The following is a 17,219-nucleotide window of genomic DNA, read 5'->3' as shown; positions in this document are numbered from 1 at the left end:
AAAACGGTGCGCACCGTCGTCTTTGCAATGGAGTGAACCGATCCCATGGATTGGCGTGCCTATCTGACCGACACCGCCCGGGCGGTCTCTTTCCTCAGCCGGATCACCGTGCCGGCCCGCGTTTTCGAAGGCCATGACGGCAGTCTGTCGCGCGGGGTCAGGGCCTTTCCGCTGGCCGGCCTGCTGGTCGCCCTGCCGGCGGCCGCGACACTCGGCCTCATGCTTCTGCTCGACGCGAGCCCTCTCCTTGCCGCCTTTGCCGCGCTTGCCGTGCAGGCCGGCGTGACCGGCGCGCTGCATGAGGACGGCCTGTCGGACGCCGTCGACGGCCTTGGCGGAGGACGCGATCGCGACCATGCGCTGGCGATCATGAAGGACAGCCGCATCGGCTCCTATGGTGCCGTTGCCCTGGTCATCGCCTATGGGCTTCGCGCCGCCGCGATCGCGGAACTGGCCACGCATCTCGGCCCCCTCGCCGCCTCTCTTTGCCTGCTGGCCGTCGCCGCGCTCAGCCGCGCGCTGATGGTATGGCACTGGTCGGCGCTCCCGCCGGCGCGCACCGGCGGCCTGGCGGTCGCAGCCGGTGCGCCGCTCAAGTCCTCGCTGAACAGCGCGCTCGTCACCGGCCTCGTGCTCGCCGCGGCCCTGATGGTTCCCTCGGCCTCGCTGTTTGCCTACTTCCTCGCCGTGCTGGTCGCGGCCGTTGCCGCCGCCGGCTTCACCGCCAAGGTCCGCCGCAGGCTGGCCGGCCACACCGGCGATACGATCGGGGCCACCCAACAGGTGACGGAGATCGCAGCACTTGCGGCCCTTGCCATGGCCAGCTGAGCACCCGATATAATCCCGACCCCGTAACCAAGGCCGCCTGATGGAATCGCCCTGCATCCTCGTCTGCTCGATCGACATGAACACCGGTTACTGCTTCGGCTGCGGCCGCACCGGCGACGAGATCGGCGCCTGGACGAGCTATACCGACGCCGAGCGCCGCGCGATCATGGCCGCCCTGCCCGCGCGCCTCGAGACCGTCGAGCGCAAGCCACGCCGCGAGACCCGCCGCAGCCGCATGGCCAGGGAGCGGGAGACCAATTGATGCGGCTGATCATCGTTCTTGCCATTCTCGGCTTCGGCCTCGCCGTGCTCGTCGTCAACCACGACACCGGACAGAGCTTCGGCATGGCCAACGAGGATTTCGGCAGCTTCATCCGCCTGCTGCCCTTCGCCGCCCTGCTGTCGGTCGGCCTTGTCGCCTCGCGCCGCTCGCTGGGCGAGAGCGCCCGGCAGCTCGCCGTCTGGCTGCTGATCATGCTCGCGCTCGTCACCGGCTATCTCTACCGCATGGAATTGCAGTCGATCGGAGACCGGCTGCTGGCCGGGCTCATCCCCGGCCACGCCGTGGTCGTCACCACCAGCGAGGGCGCGGCGGAGGTCATCCTGCACAAGTCGCTCGGCGGCCATTTCGAAACCTCGGTCGACGTCAACGGGGTATCGGTTCCGGTGCTGATCGACACCGGCGCGAGCGCCGTGGCTCTGCGCTACGAGGATGCCATGCGCATCGGCATCGATCCCGCCGACCTCGCCTTCACCCAGACGATCCTGACGGCCAACGGTCGGGCCATGGCGGCGCCGGTCCGCCTGCGGCAGGTGGCGCTTGGTCCGATCCTGCGCGAAGGCATCCAGGCCGCCGTGATCGAAAAGGGCCAGCTCGACCAGAGCCTGCTCGGCATGAGCTTCCTGTCGACGCTCGGCTCGCTGCAGATGCAGAGCGACGAACTGCGCCTGCGCGACTGAACGGTGGTCAGGCGCGCAGCTTGTAGCCCGTGCGGAACACCCAGGCGAGAAAGCCGAGGCAGACGGCGAGGAACAGGCCGATCATGCCGAGGCTGATCAGCGGATGCACGTCCGACACCTCGAAGAAGCTCCAGCGGAAGCCGCTCACCAGATAGAGCACCGGATTGAAATGGCTGACCGTCTGCCAGAAGGGCGGCAGCACGCTCACCGAGTAGAAGGTGCCGCCGAGGAAGGTCAGCGGCGGAACGACCAGCATCGGTACCATGCTCAGCTGTTCGAAGTTCTTCGCCCAGATGCCGATGATGAATCCGGCCAGGCTGAAGGCGATCGCCGTCAGCAGCATGAAGAACAGCATCAGGACAGGGTGATCGATGCGCAGGTCGACGAAGAAGGCGGCCGTGGCGAGAATGATCAGGCCGATGATCATGCCCTTGGTCGCCGCTGCGCCGACATAGCCGATGAGGATTTCCGTCATGGCGATCGGCGCCGAGAGGATCTCGTAGATCGTGCCGGTGAATTTCGGGAAATAGATGCCGCTCGAGCCGTTCGCCACGCACTGGGTGATCAGCGTCAGCATGATCAGGCCCGGGGTGATGAAGCCGCCATAGCCGACGCCGTCGACCGGCTCCATGCGCGAACCGACGGCCGCGCCGAAGACGATGAAGTAGAGCGCCGTGGTAATGACCGGCGAGACCACGCTCTGCAGCAGGGTGCGGCGCGTGCGCGCCATTTCGTAATAATAGATCGCCTTGATCGCTTCGAAATTCATCTGCCTTCTCCGATCAGGGAAACGAAAATGTCTTCCAGCGAGGTCTGGTGGGTCGACAGGTCGGCAAAACCGATGCCCGCCGCCTCGACGGCTGCCAAGAGCCGCGCGATGCCGCCGTGATTGCTCTCGTCGTCATACTGGTAAACCAGCTGCTCGCCGGTCTCGGACAGCGAGAGGTTCCAGGCGGCAAGCGCCTCGGGTATCTCGCTGATCGGCGCCTTCAATTCGATGCTCAGCTGCTTGCCGCCGAGCTTGCGCATCAGCGTGTCCTTGTCCTCGACCAGCATCAGCCGGCCACGGTCGATGATGCCGATGCGGTCGGCGATCTCCTGCGCTTCCTCGATGTAGTGGGTGGTGAGGATGATGGTCACGCCCCCTTCGCGCAGGCGGCGCACCAGCTGCCACATGTCCTTGCGCAGGCTGACATCGACGCCGGCGGTCGGCTCGTCGAGAAACAGGATGCGCGGCTCGTGCGACAAGGCTTTGGCGATCAACACCCGGCGCTTCATGCCGCCCGACAGTTCGCGCAGCGCATTGTTGCGCTTCTCGAACAGCGTCAGTTCGCGCAGCAGCTTGTCGATATGCTCCGGCGCCGGCTTCTTCCCGTTCAGGCCGCGGGAGAAGCTGACCGTGTTGACCACGGTCTCGAACATGTCGGTGGTCAGTTCCTGCGGCACCAGGCCGATCAGACCGCGGGTCTTGCGGAAGTCGCGCACCACGTCGTAGCCGTCCACCGTCACCGAGCCTTCGCTCGGATTGGCGATACCGCAGATGATGGAGATCAGCGTCGTCTTGCCTGCGCCGTTCGGGCCGAGCAAGGCAAGGATCTCGCCCTCCTCGATGTCGAGCGACACGTCGTCGAGCGCCTTGAACCCGTTGGCATAGGTCTTGGAGAGGGAACGCACGGAAATGATGGGGGCCATGGCCGGAGACTCCGGATGGGAGGAAGGTCGTCTGCCCTATATAGGCAGCGCGCCGGCGATTGCCAGCGTTCCGCCCGGCCTCGGGCGGACCGGAAGATGCGGGCAGGCCTCAGCCGCCGGTGGCGAGCATCCGCAGGAGCGTGTTGTCGGAATAGACCCGGTTGCGGCCGTAGCGCTTGGCGAGATAGAGAAACTGGTCTGCCGCGTTGAGGTAATTGCTGAAATTCTCCAGCCCCGCCACTTCGGCAACCCCGATCGACGCGGTCACCGCGATGTCGGTATCGTCGAGCGCGACCCGCAATTCGGCCACGCACCGGCGCACGGTTTCGCAGAACTGGCTTGCGCTCTCGCAATCCATGCCTGTCAGCAGAATGCCGAACTCCTCGCCACCGAGCCGCGCCAGCAGGTAGTCGTTGTCTTCCACCAGGCTCGACAGCCGCGTGGCGACGGCCTTCAGCACGCGGTCACCAATCTCGTGTCCGTAGGTGTCGTTGAGCTGCTTGAAATGATCGATGTCGAGCATGGCCATGCTGCAGGCCTCTCCCCTATCGAGGCAGCTCGCGACACGGGCAGGGCCTTCGTCGAAGAAGTGGCGGCGGTTGCGCAGGCCGGTGAGATAGTCGCTGAAGGCGGCAAGCCGCAGTTGGCGCATCTGCGACAGGGTCTCGATATTGTGGCCGATCCGGCACTGCAGTTCCTCGACCACGAAGGGCCGATAGACGAAGTCGTTGGCGCCGGCCTTGAGGAAGCTTGCCGAGAGGAGCCGATCCGCGGACGAGGAGATACCGATGATCCTCAGGCGGTCGGACCCATGTTCGCGGCGGATGCGCCGGGTCAGCTCGTAGCCGTCCATGTCCGGCATGTTGTAATCGGTGAGGACCATGTCGATGCCCGGATGGCGCACCAGCATGTCGAGGGCCTCGCTGCCGGTCGTCGCCTCGAAGACCTGGAATTGCTGCACCCTGAGCAGGTCGGTGAGCATCTTGCGCGCCGAGGCCACGTCGTCGACCACCAGCACCCGCACATGGCGGTTGGAGAGAACGCGCTCGACCGCGGAGACGACCATGTCGACGGCACGCTCGTTGTTCTTGATGACGTAATCGGCGACGCCGCGTTCGACCAGGCGCTCGCGCATGTGGCGGTTGAAATCCGCGGTGAACACCACGGCCGGAATGCCCATCGCCACGACTTCGTCGAGGATCTGGCCATCGGGCGAATCGGGCAGGTTGAGATCGACCACCGCCGCGTCGAAGGGTTGATTCGTCGCCTCAGCCGCTTGGTGGAATGCCTTGGTCGACGCGCAATGCGTGACCCTGAGCCCGTGCTCCTTCTCGAAGCGATGGCAGAGCAGGGAGGAAAAGGTGCGGGAATCCTCGATTACCAGCACATGCGCACGTTTGCGCGATGCGGCATGAGATCCTGGTGACGGTTCGCTCGGCAGTGACATGGTATTTGCCTTCGGAAATCAGTCGGTTTTCAAAAATGCGCACAGAGTACACAGTCTCCGACCCGAGAATCCCTCCCCGGATCGGCAAAAAATTCGACAGTCCTGCGGTCCGGTGGCTTACTTGCGTGCCGTCGCCGCCTTGATCTGCACGAGCGTGTCGAGGTTCTGGTTGACCCGACAATAGAACTCTTCATCGATGAACGGACGCAGCATGAAGTCGTTGCCGCCGACCTTGAGGAAGCGGGCGGACAGCAGGCGATTGGTCGAGGACGACACGCCAATGATGCGAAGCTCGTGGCTGCCGCGCGCGCCACGGATGCGTCGCGTCAGCTCGAAGCCATCGATGTCCGGCATATTGTAGTCCGTCACCACGAGGCCGATGTCCGGATTGGACTTGAGGATCTCAAGCGCCTTGGCTCCGCTTTCGGCGGTGCTGACGCGGAAATTGTAGCGCTTCAGGCGGCTCGACAGCAGCGCCCGGGCCGTCGGGCTGTCGTCGACGATCAAGACGTGATGGCGATGATTGGTCAGGAAGCGATAGACCGACTCGGCGAGCATTTCGACGGCGAAGATATTGTCCTTGAGGATGTAGTCGACAATGTCCTTGGCGAGCAGCTTTTCGCGGGTCTGCTCCTGGAACGTGCCGGTAAAGACGACCACGGGGATGTTCTGGTCGATCAGATATTCGAGCGCCTCGCCGTTTTCCGCTCCGGGCAGATTGATGTTGGAGATCGCCAGCGTAACGGCTTCTTCCGATAGCTCGTTCGCGGCCTGCAGGTCCTCGAAGGTTCTGCAGATCTCGACATTGATGCCGAACAACTCCCTCATGCGCGTACTGATCATGGACGTGAAGACGTTCGAATCCTCGGCAACAATGATTCGAACATCCGGGAAAGTTTCTCCGGAATATTGCATTCCGGAAATGCCTAGAAAAGCCATGACGCGCCTTCAACCTGAGAGAACTATTGGCATTTTAGCCGATACGGCTTGCAGATCCGTTAATCGACGATATGCGATCGAAGCATGCGAAGATTAATTCGTCATAAAAGCCGAGGCGTCACTTGTGTCTCTTCTTGACGATTGCCTGCTGTGCAGCGACCGGGGACAAGATGCCGCAGGGTCCCGGCCGAATCCCGCGTCTTTCTCGGTCGGGTGGCCGCGCGTTGCCACGCCCTGAACACGCAAAAGCGCTCGGACTTGGCCGGGCGCTGTATTCTGCCGATTCTGTTTGCTGATCGGGAGCCGGCTACTTGACCGTGGCAGCGCCATCCTTGATCTCGACGGTTTCGCCCCCCTCGAGGCCGATGCGGTCGCCGTTCGGCAGGGTCAGGAAACAGCCCGACGGGCAGATGGTCTCGGAGGCGCCGGCATCGATCGCGACTTCCGTGCGGTTGCCGTCTTCGACGACGGTCAAGACGACGGCACTCGAACCGGCATTGGATATCGACGCAGCCCAGGCACCGCTCGCCGAGCCGAAAAGGACCACTGTGGCTGCCAGAAACTTGATCATTACGCATTCGGCGCTTGCTGCGCCGCCCTCTCGTTTTGCCCGTCCGCCGGCTGTTGCCGGTCGATCAGGCATGCCCCTCTTCTAATATGCTTCCCCTGAACGCCTGCTGAACATGCCGTTCATGGCAGGATCTTGTCATCATCCGGGAGATCGCGCAAATCCGTCCGGGTCTCCTGGTTGCGGGCTCTGGCCCGACCACCGAAAACACGTCGGGCCTCCTCGTCGAGATGCAGGTGCACCTCCTGATGGGGATAGGGCATGAGGATGCGCTGCGAACGGAACCGCTCGAGGATCGTCACCCGCAATTCGTTGCGGATTGGCAGGGCGCCCAGCACGTCGCCGATGAAGCCGCGCAGCTCGAAATCGAGCGAGGACGCACCGAAGCCGTTGAACAGCACCACCGGCTCCGGATTGCGCAAAAGGCCCGGATGGGCGAGCGCGATCTCCATCAGCAGGTCCATCACCTGGCGTGGGTCGCTCTCATAGGAGACGCTGACCGGGATCTCGATGCGGCCAAGCTTGTTGCGATGGGTCCAGTTGCCGACCGGCGCGTTGATGAGTTCCGAGTTCGGCACGATGATCGACTGGCGCTGGAACGTCTCGATCTCGGTGGCGCGCACCGAAATGCGGCGCACGAAGCCCTCCGTCGTGCCGGTCGCCACCCAGTCGCCGACCTTGAAGGGCCGCTCGACCAGGAGGATCAGGCCGGAGACGAAGTTGGAGACGATGTTCTGCAGGCCGAAGCCGATGCCGAGCGACAGGGCGCCGGCGACCAGGGCGAGGCTCGACAGGTCGATGCCCGCCGCCGATATGCCGATCAGTCCGGCGATCCCGGTGCCGAGATAGCCGACTCCGGTCTTGACCGAATTGCGCACGCCGGCATCGACCTGCGAGCGGGCCATGACATTGCCGTCGAGCCATTTCTGCAGCCAGCGCGTCGCGACCAGGCCGAGGGTGAACAGCAGGATGCCGCCCAGGATGCCGAAGATCGAGATGCGGATCGTGCCGACATTGATCTCGGTGAAGATATTGATCAGCCAGAGCTCCAGATCGCGCGGCTGGAAGCCCCAGGAGATCAGGATGAGCGGAATGCCGATCGACAGCGCGAAGACGTAGATCAGCAGACCGGCGACGATGCCGGCCTGGTCCAGTGCCACCGGCTTGAGGGAGAACCTTTGCCCCAGATACCGGCCGACCCGCGTCTCGCCGAACTGGTTCGCAGCCGAAATCGCCTTGCCGGAGAGAATGCCGATATACATGGTGGCGACGACGGCGCCGGTCAGGACCATCTGCGTCGCAAGGAAACGGGACAGCCCGACATAGCCGATAGCGCTCAGCACGATCAGGCCGATGCCGATGATGCGCAACGGCACCGCGACCGCCTTCGGCCAGGACCGGCCTCGCTCCGACGGATCGCCGCTTTGGGCGAGCATCGGGCGCAGGAAGGAGACCACGAAGACGATCAGCCCGACCACGACCGAGGAAAGGAAGCTCTTCATCACCGTGAGCACGACGGGAGAGCTCAAGGTCTCGCTGACCGCGCCGAGCACGTAATCGGAGCCGTTGACGACCGCCATGGAGAGCACGGCGAAGTTCAGGTCGCGCGCGCCCTTGTCGGACAGCTTGACGAGCCGCCAGCTCGGCGCCTTCGGCGCAAGCACCGCCCGCGCCAGCATGGCGACGAAGAAGACGAGCCCGCCAAAACCGAACAGCGCTGCGGCGATCGGCGCGATGTCCGGCCGCAGCACATTGAACGTGTCGAGAAAGAAGAAGCTCGCGACGAGGAAGGCGGCAAGGGCCAGGGCCGGCAGGATCGTCGACCAGAACGCCACCGAGAACCGGCTCATATAGCTGGGATCGCTCTCGGCCGGGTCCCGGCGGATGAGCGAACCGAACAGCCGGTATTCGCTGACGAGAAGCACCAGCGCCATGGCGAGCGACAGCGTGACGGCCGTGCCGAGCGGCACCCGCTTGTACTTCCAGATGAAGGAGAACCAGCTGCTGACGGTGCGCTGGAAGTCGCTGAATTCCGCCGAGAAAGCGTTGATCGCGTCATCGACCACGTCGCCGGAAATCTCGGTGTGTTCGAACAGGCGCTCGGTGAACAATTGACGCCGGAGGTCGGTGATGGTGTCGGAGAGGTTGGACGCACGGATCGACAGGTCTTCCGCCCGCCCGGTCAGCGTGTTGATCTCGAGGCGCGCCGCATTCAGGCGATTGCGTTCCTCGGTGACGCTCGGCGCCTCTTCCGGTTCGCCTTCGGCCGGCTTCTCGCCGAGCTGGGCCAGCCGCGCCTTCACGTCGTTGAAGCGGGGCCTGAGCTCGACCGATATCTTCAGCAACTGGCGGATGAGTTCGTCGGCCTTGACCTTGATGTCAACCAGCGCCGCGTCGTCGCTCTTGCGCTCCTCGACCTGCCCCTCGACCACGCCCAGCTGCTTTTCCGCCTCCGCGATCTGGGCGCTGACGCTCTCGATGACATCGTCCCGCGCCGGCACGACGTCCTGGGCGAATGCTGGGACAGCGCAGTAGGCCGCGACGAGGGGCTGGAAAGCCAGCGCCATGACGAGGGCGAACGGAAAGAGGCGGCGGTTGCGAAACAAAGTCGGTCCTTGCAATGGTCTCAAATCTGCGCGGACCATAGTGGCTGTTTTAGCCAAAAGAAAGAACGCCATGACGAGCCCTTACGACGAAAATCGCCGGGCGTCGGTGAGGACACCCGGCGATCAAATCGGCAGAGCCGCGAACGGGCGGCTCAGGCGGTTGCCATCGCCTTGCGCAACGCTTCGAACCGCTGCAACTGGTCGGCCAGCAACGCCTTCTCCGCGTCGCGCCGCACGAAGACCTTGAACATCGCCCGGCCGTCGCCGTTCATGAACCAGACGGAACACGACCGTCGTCCATGGAAGCCGCGGTCGACGAAGGCGATCGAGGCGCAGCGATCCTTGCGGATATGCCCGCCGATCGGACTGTCGCCGTGGATGTTGAACCAGCCGTGGCCCTCGCTGCCCTCCGGCAGCGTCCCCTCGACCTCCAGCACGATGTCGTCGGTGTGGACGATCATCAGCACGTCGCCCCAGCCTGCCATGTCCTGCCAAATCGGCAGGAATTGATCGGAGGAGGCCAGCACTGCGGCGCCGGCCGGCAGGACCGCCAGAACCTCGGCCGGGGTCACGTCAGCCTGAACGGCGATCGCCTCGACGACACCGTCGGGCATTTCGGCAAGTGCTGCGCGCGCCCGCTCGGCGCGCTCGTGGCTGGTTGTCGGCATATCCATCGTACTGCTCCTCACGCCGCCTGGTCGACGCGCTTGCCGTCGCGGTCCTCGTGGATGATGACCTCGAAACCCTCGAAATGCGGGCCGGACAGGTACTGGACCTTGGATTCGCCGGCACGAGCATGAGCGGCACGGAACTGCTCGGATTTGGTCCAGGCCTTGAAATGCTCCTCGGTCTCCCAGACGGCATGCGAGGCATAAAGCGTGTGATCTTCGGCGGTCGGGCCCTTCAGCATGTGGAATTCCACATAGCCAGGCACCTCGGCGAGACGGCCCTTGCGGTTCGCCCACATGGCCTCGAAGGCCTCCTCGTGGCCGGGCACGACCCGAAAACGGTTCATCGCAATAAACATGGCTGAAATCCTCTCTTGTGTCTGTCGGGCAAGTCGCCGGATGGGTCGACAATGGCCGTTCCGCTGCCGCCCTTCGCACCCGTGTCGCGGAGGCGCCGTGTTGCCTTGGTATTTAAACTTGTGTATTTATGTCAAGTTAAATGTCGCCGGCAACGGCGCACCCCGATCATTCGGCTTCCGGCGCTCAGCGTGCCGGTAGCGCTTCCCTTTTGGCAACAGGAATTTTCCAGCATGCAGTTTTTCCGAGCCTCGCGCACCGCCGCAAGAACCCTCGCCGCGCCCCTTGTTCTCCTGGCGCTTGCCGGCGCATCGGCCCGCGCCGAGGAGGTCCCGACGGATGCGAAACGGATCGTATCGATCGGCGGAACAGTGACGGAGATCATCTATGCGCTGGGCGAGGACGTCCGCATCGTCGCCGTCGACAGCACCAGCACCTATCCGGCGAGCGCGGCCGACAAGCCCGATGTCGGTTATATCCGCCAGCTCTCCGCCGAGGGCGTGCTGTCGCAGAAGCCCGACCTGATCATCGCCGAAGCCGGTGCCGGCCCGGCCGACGCGATGGCCATCCTCAAGGCCAGCGGCATTCCGATCGTTTCCATTCCGACGCCGCCCGAGGCAGGTGCGATCGCCGGCAAGATCCGCGCGGTCGGCGCAGCCGTCGGCAAGGCCGACGCGGCGGACAGGCTCGCCTCCGAGGTCGATGCCGCCCTGAAGACGCTGGAAAGCCGGGTATCCGCCCTTCCCGTGCCGAAGAAGCGCGTGCTCTTCGCCCTGTCGCTCGCCAATGGCCGCGTCATGGCTGCCGGTACCGACACCTCGGCCGACGCCATCATCCGGCTCGCCGGCGGCATCAATGCGGCTGACGGCATCGCCGGCTACAAGCCGCTGAGCGACGAGGCGGTGATTGCTGCCGCACCCGAAGTCGTGCTGGTGATGGACAATCCGGCCATGCACCTGACCGCCGAACAGGCCTTCGCCCTGCCCGCCCTGCAGTCCAGTCCCGCCGGAAAGGCCCAGGCCTTCATCGCCATGGACGGGCTCTATTTGCTCGGTCTCGGCCCGCGCACGCCGCAGGCGGCGCTCGACCTGGCGGCCAAGCTCTATCCGGACGACGTGAAGCCGTGAGCGCGATGGCTTCGTTGATGGGACGGGCATCGGTCGCCGGCGATCGTTCCGGCCTCGGCATCGCCGTCATCCTGCTACTGCTGGTCCTGCTGGCCGGCGCGGCCCTGATCTCGCTGATCAGCGGTCCGACCGGGGTCGGACTGCAGGACCTCGTCACCTATCTCGGCGGCGAAGCCGACAGCCTCGCCGACCAGGACCGCATCATCCTGGAAGCGGTCCGCCTGCCGCGCACGGCGCTTGGCCTGCTGGTGGGCGCCGGCCTCGGCATTTCCGGCGCCATGATGCAGGGACTGTTCCGCAATCCGCTGGCCGATCCCGGCATTGTCGGCGTCACATCGGGCGCGGCCTTCGCCGCGGTCTGCGCCATCGTGCTTGGCGGCACGGTGCTGGCGCCGCTCCAGGCCCTGTTCGGCAACCAGTTCCTGCCGGTCATGGCCTTTTCCGGCGGCCTCGCCAACACCTTCCTGCTCTATGCCATCGCTACCCGCAACGGCCAGACCTCGACCACCGCGCTCATCCTGTCGGGCATCGCCATCGGCGCCATGAGTGCGGCGGCGACCGGTCTGTTGATCTTCGTTGCCGACGACCGGGCGCTGCGCGACATCACCTTCTGGTCGCTCGGGTCGCTGGGCGGCGCGACCTATGCCAAGGTGCTGTCCATCCTGCCCTTCATCCTTCTCGTCATGGCCGCCCTGCCCTTCGCTGCCCGCGGTCTGGACGCACTGGTGCTGGGCGACGCCGCCGCCTTCCACATGGGCGTGCCGGTACAGCGGCTGAAGCGCATCTCGATCCTTGCGGTCGCCGCCGCCTGCGGCGCGACTGTGGCTGTCGCCGGATCGATCTCCTTCGTCGGCATCGTCGTTCCGCACCTGCTCCGGCTGGCGATCGGCCCGTCGCACCGCTTCCTGCTGCCGGCCTCGGCACTAGGCGGCGCAAGCCTGCTGCTCCTGGCCGACAGCCTCGCCCGCACGGTCGCTGCCCCGGCCGAACTGCCGATCGGCATCATCACTGCCATTCTCGGCGCCCCGGTCTTCCTCATGCTGCTGCTCGGCCGCAACGGCCGCGCCGCCATGGAGGGCCTGTGATGTTCGTCGCGCAGAATGCCAGCGTCATCCGAGATGGCCGCGCCCTGGTCGCCGATGTCGATCTGGCGCTGCGGCCCGGTGTGTTCACGGTCGTGATCGGCCCGAACGGCGCGGGAAAATCGACCCTGCTCAAGGCCCTGTCCGGCGAGATCCCACCCGATCGCGGCCAGGTCTTCTGCCATGAAAGGCCGCTCGCCCGGCTGTCCGCCGTCGAGCTTGCGGCCGATCGCGCCGTGCTGCCGCAGTCGACCACGCTGTCCTTCCCCTTCACCGCGCTCGAAGTCGTGCGCATGGGGGCGATCGCCAATGGCAGCCTCGATCCGACCCGGGCTGCCCGGGCTGCCCTTGTCCGCGTCGGGCTCGAAGGCTTCGAGGCGCGCCCCTGCCGCGCCCTTTCGGGCGGCGAGCAGCAGCGCGTCCAGTTCGCCCGCGCACTCGCTCAGGTGCCCTTGCCGGTCGAACACGGCCGCGCCCGTGCCCTCTTCCTCGACGAGCCGACCTCAAGCCTCGACATCGGCCACCAGATCGGCGTGCTGGAGATCGCCCGCGATTTCGCCCGGCGTGGCGGCGCGGTTCTCGCCATCCTCCACGACCTCAACCTCGCGGCGGAGTTCGCCGACCATCTGGTGGTCATGCATCATGGTCGGATCGTGTCGGAAGGGTCGCCGCTCGCCACGATCGACGACCGGGTCATCGCGGATGTCTACGGCATCAGCGGCGCGGTCGGACGCCTTCCGGCGGCGTCCGTGCCCTTCGTGCTGCCGCAATCCCGGCACGCGCCGCGCGCGAAAGCCGGCTAGGCAAGTTATCCACAGCAATCCACAGGCGGGAATCGATCAATCGACCGCAAAAACGGGAACACGGGGCGAACATCGCCACGAACCGGAGGGAACAAAAGGGCATTTTCCGATTGTCGCTGTGGTGCGGACCGGCAATCTGCCGGCCGGTCGAGGGAATCGCAGCGCTGTCGAAGACGCTGAGCCGGGCAAGGAACGGGCCGCCAGCCTTCGGCCGGCGGCACCGTGAGGTCGGAACGCTTATTCGTGGATCGTGTAGGAACCCAGTTCGCAGAGGTTCTGGCTGTCTTCGGTCGTATCGAGGTCCGAGCTTTCCTCGAACTCGAAGCGCATGTCGTATTCGCACTGGGTGCGCCCGTCGGCAATGGTCAGCTGAACGCTTGCGCCCGGCTCCAGGACGTGATCGCCGAACACATCGCCTTCCCAGCTGTCAACGCCGACCGGCGAGGTGTAGAAATGGGTGAGCACCGAGCTCGTGCCGTTGGTCAGCGTGAAGACCAGATCTTCAGCCTGGGCGGAGGTCGAGAAGAGGACGGCCAGCAGACCGGCGGCGGAGAGAATACGTTTCATATGGCTGCAATGCTCCAAGCCCGAAAGTGGGCGGGAACGACATATCCCTTGCCTTCGTGACGAAGCAATTGAAGCGCGCGAGAATTCGTGGCTGATGCCAATAATGGCCTGCAACGGGTTGCGTGAACCGCGGCCGGGAAACGCGCCAAGGGCCCGGCGCAGAAGGCGGCCAAAGGCCGACAAGCACTGACGTGCGCCTTGAAGCGCAACATCAGAAAACAGTGCTATGGGATTGAAATGGTGGGTGATGTAGGGCTCGAACCTACGACCCGCTGATTAAGAGTCAGCTGCTCTACCAACTGAGCTAATCACCCGACCAACGCCTTCCGGCGGTGTGAGAGCGCGTATAAACAGCATCTCCGATATTGTCCAGCGTTGAGGCAAAAAAACTTGGCTCAAACTTCAAAAAAATTACAAGAAGCGAAAAAAGCCAACGTTTTCAGAGGTCCAGAATTCCCGACGCAATGCGCACCGCCTGCCCGCCGATCCGCGCCCGGCTGATCTCGCCGTCCTTGGCGTCGACATGCAGATGGATATAGGACGGCCGCCCCATCTCCACGCCCTGCTCGACCATCAGCGGGTGATGACCGTCCGGAAGCCCGTCGAAATGATGGATGGCGCCGGACAGGGCCGCGACCGCCGAACCGGTCGCCGGGTCCTCGGCAATGCCCATGTCGGGGGAGAACATTCGCGCGTGGAACTTCGCCGCATGATGCACCCCGCCCCGGCAATAGACATAGGCCGAAGTCAGCATGCCTTCGCAGAGCGGCGCGATGCGCTCCCAGAGCTGCGAATCGAATTCCAGGGTTTCCACCGCGGTCAGGTTGTGCACCGGCACCATCAGGAAGGGCACGCCGGCGCCCCAGACGGACGGCACGTGATTCTCGAAGCCGATATCGGAGATCTTGAGCGCCAGCGCGTCGGCGATGCCCTGACGGTCCAGGGCAAGTTCGTAGCGGATCGAGGTCTTCGGCAGGTCGAATTCGGCAAAGCTCGCCTCGCCGTCGCGCAGCCTGACGGCGCAGCGCACCGGCCCGACATTTTCCTCCAGCACGGAGACGAGATCGAGCCCGCCGCTGTTGTTGCCATAGGCGCGCTCGGCGAGTGCCACCGCGGCGCCGACCGTCGGATGGCCGGCAAAGGGCAGCTCCCGTCCCGGCGTGAAGATGCGGATGCGGGCGGAGTGGGCGGGATTTGAGGCCTTCTGCACGAACACCGTCTCCGACAGATTGGTCTCCCCCGCGATGGCCTGCATCGCCGCGGGCGACAGGTCCTCGCCGTCGAAGATCACCGCGAGCGGATTGCCGGCGAGCTTCTGGTCGGTGAAGACGTCGTAGATGGAATAATGCCGCGCCAAAGGATCCTCCGCGATCGTTGATCGATTTGGCCAGAGACTGCCCGACCTTGCCCGCGCGCGCAAGCGAGCGATGTCAGCGCGGTCCGGCGAAGAACCAGTCGAGCACAGGCAGCATGGCCGGATTGTAGGGGTGCGCTGCGGGATCGGGCGAGCGGATGGCTACCGCACCGGCGATCTCCTTCTCCTCGTCGACCTCCATATGCGCGGCGATCCGGTCCAGGATCGCACCGGCCGGCAGATCGAAGCGGTAGAGCCGCGCGATGGTCAGCCGCCGACGGGCATAGCTGGCGAAGAAGCGCCCGTCGGTTGCCGCCTCGCCAAGGTCGAGGCCGGTTTCCTCGCGGACCTCGCGCACCATGTTGCCGGCGATGTCGCACTGGCCGTCGACGATGTCGTGCGGATCGAGCGATCCGGCGGCGCAGTAGACCAGGCCGGCATTGGCGGTGTGCGCGCCCATGCGCACCGCGATCAGCGCGCCGTCCGCCGAGGCGATCACCGGAAAGGCGAAGACATGGAAGCCGCCCTGCCCGAGCGGCTGCTTGCGCCACCAGAGAAAAGTCGAATAGGGCACGACATAACCCTCCCCCTCCACCACCCCCTTGCTGAGTGACAGCCGGTGCTGGAACACCATGCGGCCGTCGTACAGCGCCGGATTGGCGGCGATCTCCGCCTGCCAGTTCGCTTTGGCCGCCGCCCGGTTCTCCAGGTGGAACGGATGGGCGCCGTCGAGCACGCGCAGCCGGACGCCCTCCACCGGGAACAAATGCGCCACGGGCGGAAAGCCGGTCGCGCTGTCGGCATCGGTCGCAGACATCAGAGCTCCAGCGCCATGACGATCGGGCAATGATCGGAAGCCTTCGGCCGGTCCCAGCCGATGCGCGGGTAACGCTCCACGGTCTGCCCCGGCGGGAATGGCGTGCGAAAGGGTTGGCCGTTGCGGATGATCTCCGGCGCCCTGCCGGCATTGCGGCGGGCCAGCGCCGGCGACAGCCAGAGATAGTCCAGCTGGCAGAGATGCTGCTCTTCCGGCCCGCGCGCATGATAGAGCGTCCAGCGGTCGAGCGGGTCGCGCCGGCGCATGACGTTCTCGGCAAAACCGTCCGAGGAAAACACGTCGAGCGCGCTCTCCAGCCGGTCGCGGTGGACGAACTGATGACCGAGCCGCCGGTCGCCGATCACATCCACCCGCTCCTGGTAGTCGTTCATGTCGCCGCAGATGACGAAGTTCTCGTCGGCCGTCTCGCCCTTGCCGAAGCGCGCTTCGATGATGTGGCGGATCGCCTTGGTTTCGGCTTCCCGCACCGGCATGGTGAAGCTGCGCCCGTCGATCCCGTCGCGCCCGCTGGTCATCGATTTCAGATGCACGACATAGATGGTCAGCGGCCGCCCGCCGATCTTCAGGTCGAGTTCCAGGCAGTCGCGCTTGAAGATCTTGTCGTCGGCCTTGGCGGTCGCCGCAAGCGCCGGGGTAAACAGGTCGAGGTCGCGATAGGTCAGCGCCGCATGGCTGCGGATATCGACGATCTCGATCTTCTCGCCGTCCCGCGTCTCGTCGCGCATCATCACGCCGACGTCGATGCCGCGGCTGTCATTGCCCTCGACGAGATATTTGTGGCGATAGCCGGAACCCACCATGCGGAACAGATAGCCGTATTCGAAGGCCTTCAGCGCCTCCATGCTGTCGACCTCCTGCAGGCACAGGATGTCGGCCCCCATGTCGGCGATGGCGAGCGCCGAGAGCTGGCGGGTGTCGTCGGTCGAGGAGACCACGCGGGCCGATTCCAGCCGCTGATAGTCCTGCTCGTTGCGCACTTCGAACAGCTGCATCACCCGGTCCTGGCGCAACTGGTTGCGAAAGCCGGTGAAGTCGAACCTGGTCATCAGGTTCTCGATGTTGAACGTGCCAAGCCTGAGCGTCATGATTCTTTTCCCGTTTTCCGACCCAGTATAGACCAGCCTCCGTGAACGGACATATGGCGCGCGATGCCGTTGATCGATGAGGAAAACTACACGTGCCCGGCACTGGGCAGTCCTTGTGAACGCTCGTTAGGTGGCTACCGCCAGGGAACCGCCATTATGAGCCGCCACCGACCGCTGGATCAGAACGTAGAGACACGACGCAACTGTTCTTGCATCCAGTCTCCACTTGGAGATTCATCTTGGGAGCCGCTGCCAAGGTCCAAGTCTGTCTGGGCAGGCATACCTTTTTGCGGTAAGG

At 64.8% G+C, this 17,219-nt stretch carries 18 protein-coding genes and 1 tRNA gene; 6 read left to right on the top strand and 13 right to left on the bottom strand.

Annotated features, from left to right (window positions below; translation table 11 throughout):
- The first annotated feature begins 45 nt into the window (after positions 1-45).
- From AC07Y0_RS06220 to AC07Y0_RS06210, 3 genes are read left to right on the top strand one after another with little or no spacing between them, the layout of a single operon-like run.
- Complete coding sequence (locus AC07Y0_RS06220) at positions 46-828, top strand: adenosylcobinamide-GDP ribazoletransferase (protein WP_498675539.1); 783 nt, start codon at positions 46-48, stop codon at positions 826-828.
- 40 nt (positions 829-868) lie between these two features.
- Positions 869-1,090: a DUF1289 domain-containing protein gene (locus tag AC07Y0_RS06215; protein ID WP_454746202.1), complete on the top strand. Its 222-nt coding sequence runs from the start codon at positions 869-871 to the stop codon at positions 1,088-1,090.
- On the top strand, positions 1,087-1,788 hold the full coding sequence (locus tag AC07Y0_RS06210; RefSeq protein WP_498675537.1) for a TIGR02281 family clan AA aspartic protease: 702 nt from the start codon (positions 1,087-1,089) through the stop codon (positions 1,786-1,788). The genes AC07Y0_RS06215 and AC07Y0_RS06210 overlap by 4 nt, the downstream gene beginning before the upstream one ends.
- Positions 1,789-1,795: 7 nt before the next feature.
- Here the strand turns inward: AC07Y0_RS06210 and AC07Y0_RS06205 are convergent, their stop codons facing one another.
- From AC07Y0_RS06205 to hmuQ, 8 genes are all read right to left on the bottom strand, one after another.
- The gene (locus tag AC07Y0_RS06205) at positions 1,796-2,557 is read right to left on the bottom strand and encodes an ABC transporter permease (RefSeq protein WP_498675535.1); all 762 of its coding nucleotides are present in this window, start codon (positions 2,555-2,557) and stop codon (positions 1,796-1,798) included.
- Positions 2,554-3,480: an ABC transporter ATP-binding protein gene (locus AC07Y0_RS06200; protein WP_498675532.1), complete on the bottom strand. Its 927-nt coding sequence runs from the start codon at positions 3,478-3,480 to the stop codon at positions 2,554-2,556. Before AC07Y0_RS06200 ends, AC07Y0_RS06205 begins: the two co-directional genes overlap by 4 nt.
- A 109-nt stretch (positions 3,481-3,589) precedes the next feature.
- On the bottom strand, positions 3,590-4,927 hold the full coding sequence (locus tag AC07Y0_RS06195) for a diguanylate cyclase (RefSeq protein WP_498675530.1): 1,338 nt from the start codon (positions 4,925-4,927) through the stop codon (positions 3,590-3,592).
- 117 nt (positions 4,928-5,044) lie between these two features.
- Positions 5,045-5,866 carry a response regulator gene (locus AC07Y0_RS06190; RefSeq protein WP_498675529.1) on the bottom strand — a complete coding sequence of 274 codons (822 nt, stop codon included), beginning with the start codon at positions 5,864-5,866 and terminating at the stop codon, positions 5,045-5,047.
- Between the two features lie 307 nt (positions 5,867-6,173).
- Entirely contained in the window at positions 6,174-6,437 is a 264-nt protein-coding gene (locus tag AC07Y0_RS06185) for a hypothetical protein (protein ID WP_498675528.1), read from the bottom strand.
- A 119-nt stretch (positions 6,438-6,556) separates the two neighbouring features.
- Entirely contained in the window at positions 6,557-9,040 is a 2,484-nt protein-coding gene (locus AC07Y0_RS06180) for a mechanosensitive ion channel family protein (protein WP_498675527.1), read from the bottom strand.
- A 152-nt stretch (positions 9,041-9,192) separates the two neighbouring features.
- Positions 9,193-9,714 (bottom strand): heme utilization cystosolic carrier protein HutX, encoded by a 522-nt coding sequence (hutX, locus tag AC07Y0_RS06175; protein WP_498675525.1) that lies wholly within the window; start codon positions 9,712-9,714, stop codon positions 9,193-9,195.
- An 11-nt stretch (positions 9,715-9,725) separates the two neighbouring features.
- Complete coding sequence (gene hmuQ, locus AC07Y0_RS06170; RefSeq protein ID WP_498675523.1) at positions 9,726-10,067, bottom strand: heme-degrading protein HmuQ; 342 nt, start codon at positions 10,065-10,067, stop codon at positions 9,726-9,728.
- A gap of 231 nt (positions 10,068-10,298) precedes the next feature.
- On the opposite strand from hmuQ, the gene AC07Y0_RS06165 reads away from it, so the two are divergent.
- The 3 genes from AC07Y0_RS06165 to AC07Y0_RS06155 are packed head-to-tail and all read left to right on the top strand — an operon-like array spanning position 10,299 to position 13,077.
- Complete coding sequence (locus AC07Y0_RS06165) at positions 10,299-11,192, top strand: heme/hemin ABC transporter substrate-binding protein (protein ID WP_498675521.1); 894 nt, start codon at positions 10,299-10,301, stop codon at positions 11,190-11,192.
- Between the two features lie 5 nt (positions 11,193-11,197).
- Entirely contained in the window at positions 11,198-12,277 is a 1,080-nt protein-coding gene (locus AC07Y0_RS06160; protein ID WP_498680181.1) for a FecCD family ABC transporter permease, read from the top strand.
- On the top strand, positions 12,277-13,077 hold the full coding sequence (locus AC07Y0_RS06155) for a heme ABC transporter ATP-binding protein (RefSeq protein ID WP_498675520.1): 801 nt from the start codon (positions 12,277-12,279) through the stop codon (positions 13,075-13,077). Before AC07Y0_RS06160 ends, AC07Y0_RS06155 begins: the two co-directional genes overlap by 1 nt.
- Before the next feature lie 237 nt (positions 13,078-13,314).
- Here AC07Y0_RS06155 and AC07Y0_RS06150 read toward each other — a convergent pair whose 3' ends face one another.
- The 5 genes from AC07Y0_RS06150 to AC07Y0_RS06130 form a co-directional block, all read right to left on the bottom strand.
- A complete protein-coding gene (locus AC07Y0_RS06150; protein ID WP_498675519.1) occupies positions 13,315-13,644 on the bottom strand; it encodes a hypothetical protein in 330 nt (109 codons plus the stop codon).
- A gap of 238 nt (positions 13,645-13,882) precedes the next feature.
- Positions 13,883-13,958: transfer RNA gene (locus tag AC07Y0_RS06145), tRNA-Lys, on the bottom strand.
- Positions 13,959-14,083: 125 nt separating this feature from the next.
- Entirely contained in the window at positions 14,084-15,001 is a 918-nt protein-coding gene (locus AC07Y0_RS06140) for a PhzF family phenazine biosynthesis protein (RefSeq protein ID WP_498675517.1), read from the bottom strand.
- A gap of 73 nt (positions 15,002-15,074) precedes the next feature.
- Positions 15,075-15,815 (bottom strand): NUDIX hydrolase, encoded by a 741-nt coding sequence (locus tag AC07Y0_RS06135; RefSeq protein WP_498675515.1) that lies wholly within the window; start codon positions 15,813-15,815, stop codon positions 15,075-15,077.
- On the bottom strand, positions 15,815-16,921 hold the full coding sequence (locus AC07Y0_RS06130) for an endonuclease/exonuclease/phosphatase family protein (RefSeq protein ID WP_498675513.1): 1,107 nt from the start codon (positions 16,919-16,921) through the stop codon (positions 15,815-15,817). The genes AC07Y0_RS06135 and AC07Y0_RS06130 overlap by 1 nt, the downstream gene beginning before the upstream one ends.
- Positions 16,922-17,219 lie beyond the last annotated feature (298 nt).

This window comes from Allorhizobium sp. GW101-3B10, from assembly GCF_059424725.1.
This window is presented reverse-complemented; position numbering and strand designations above follow the sequence as displayed.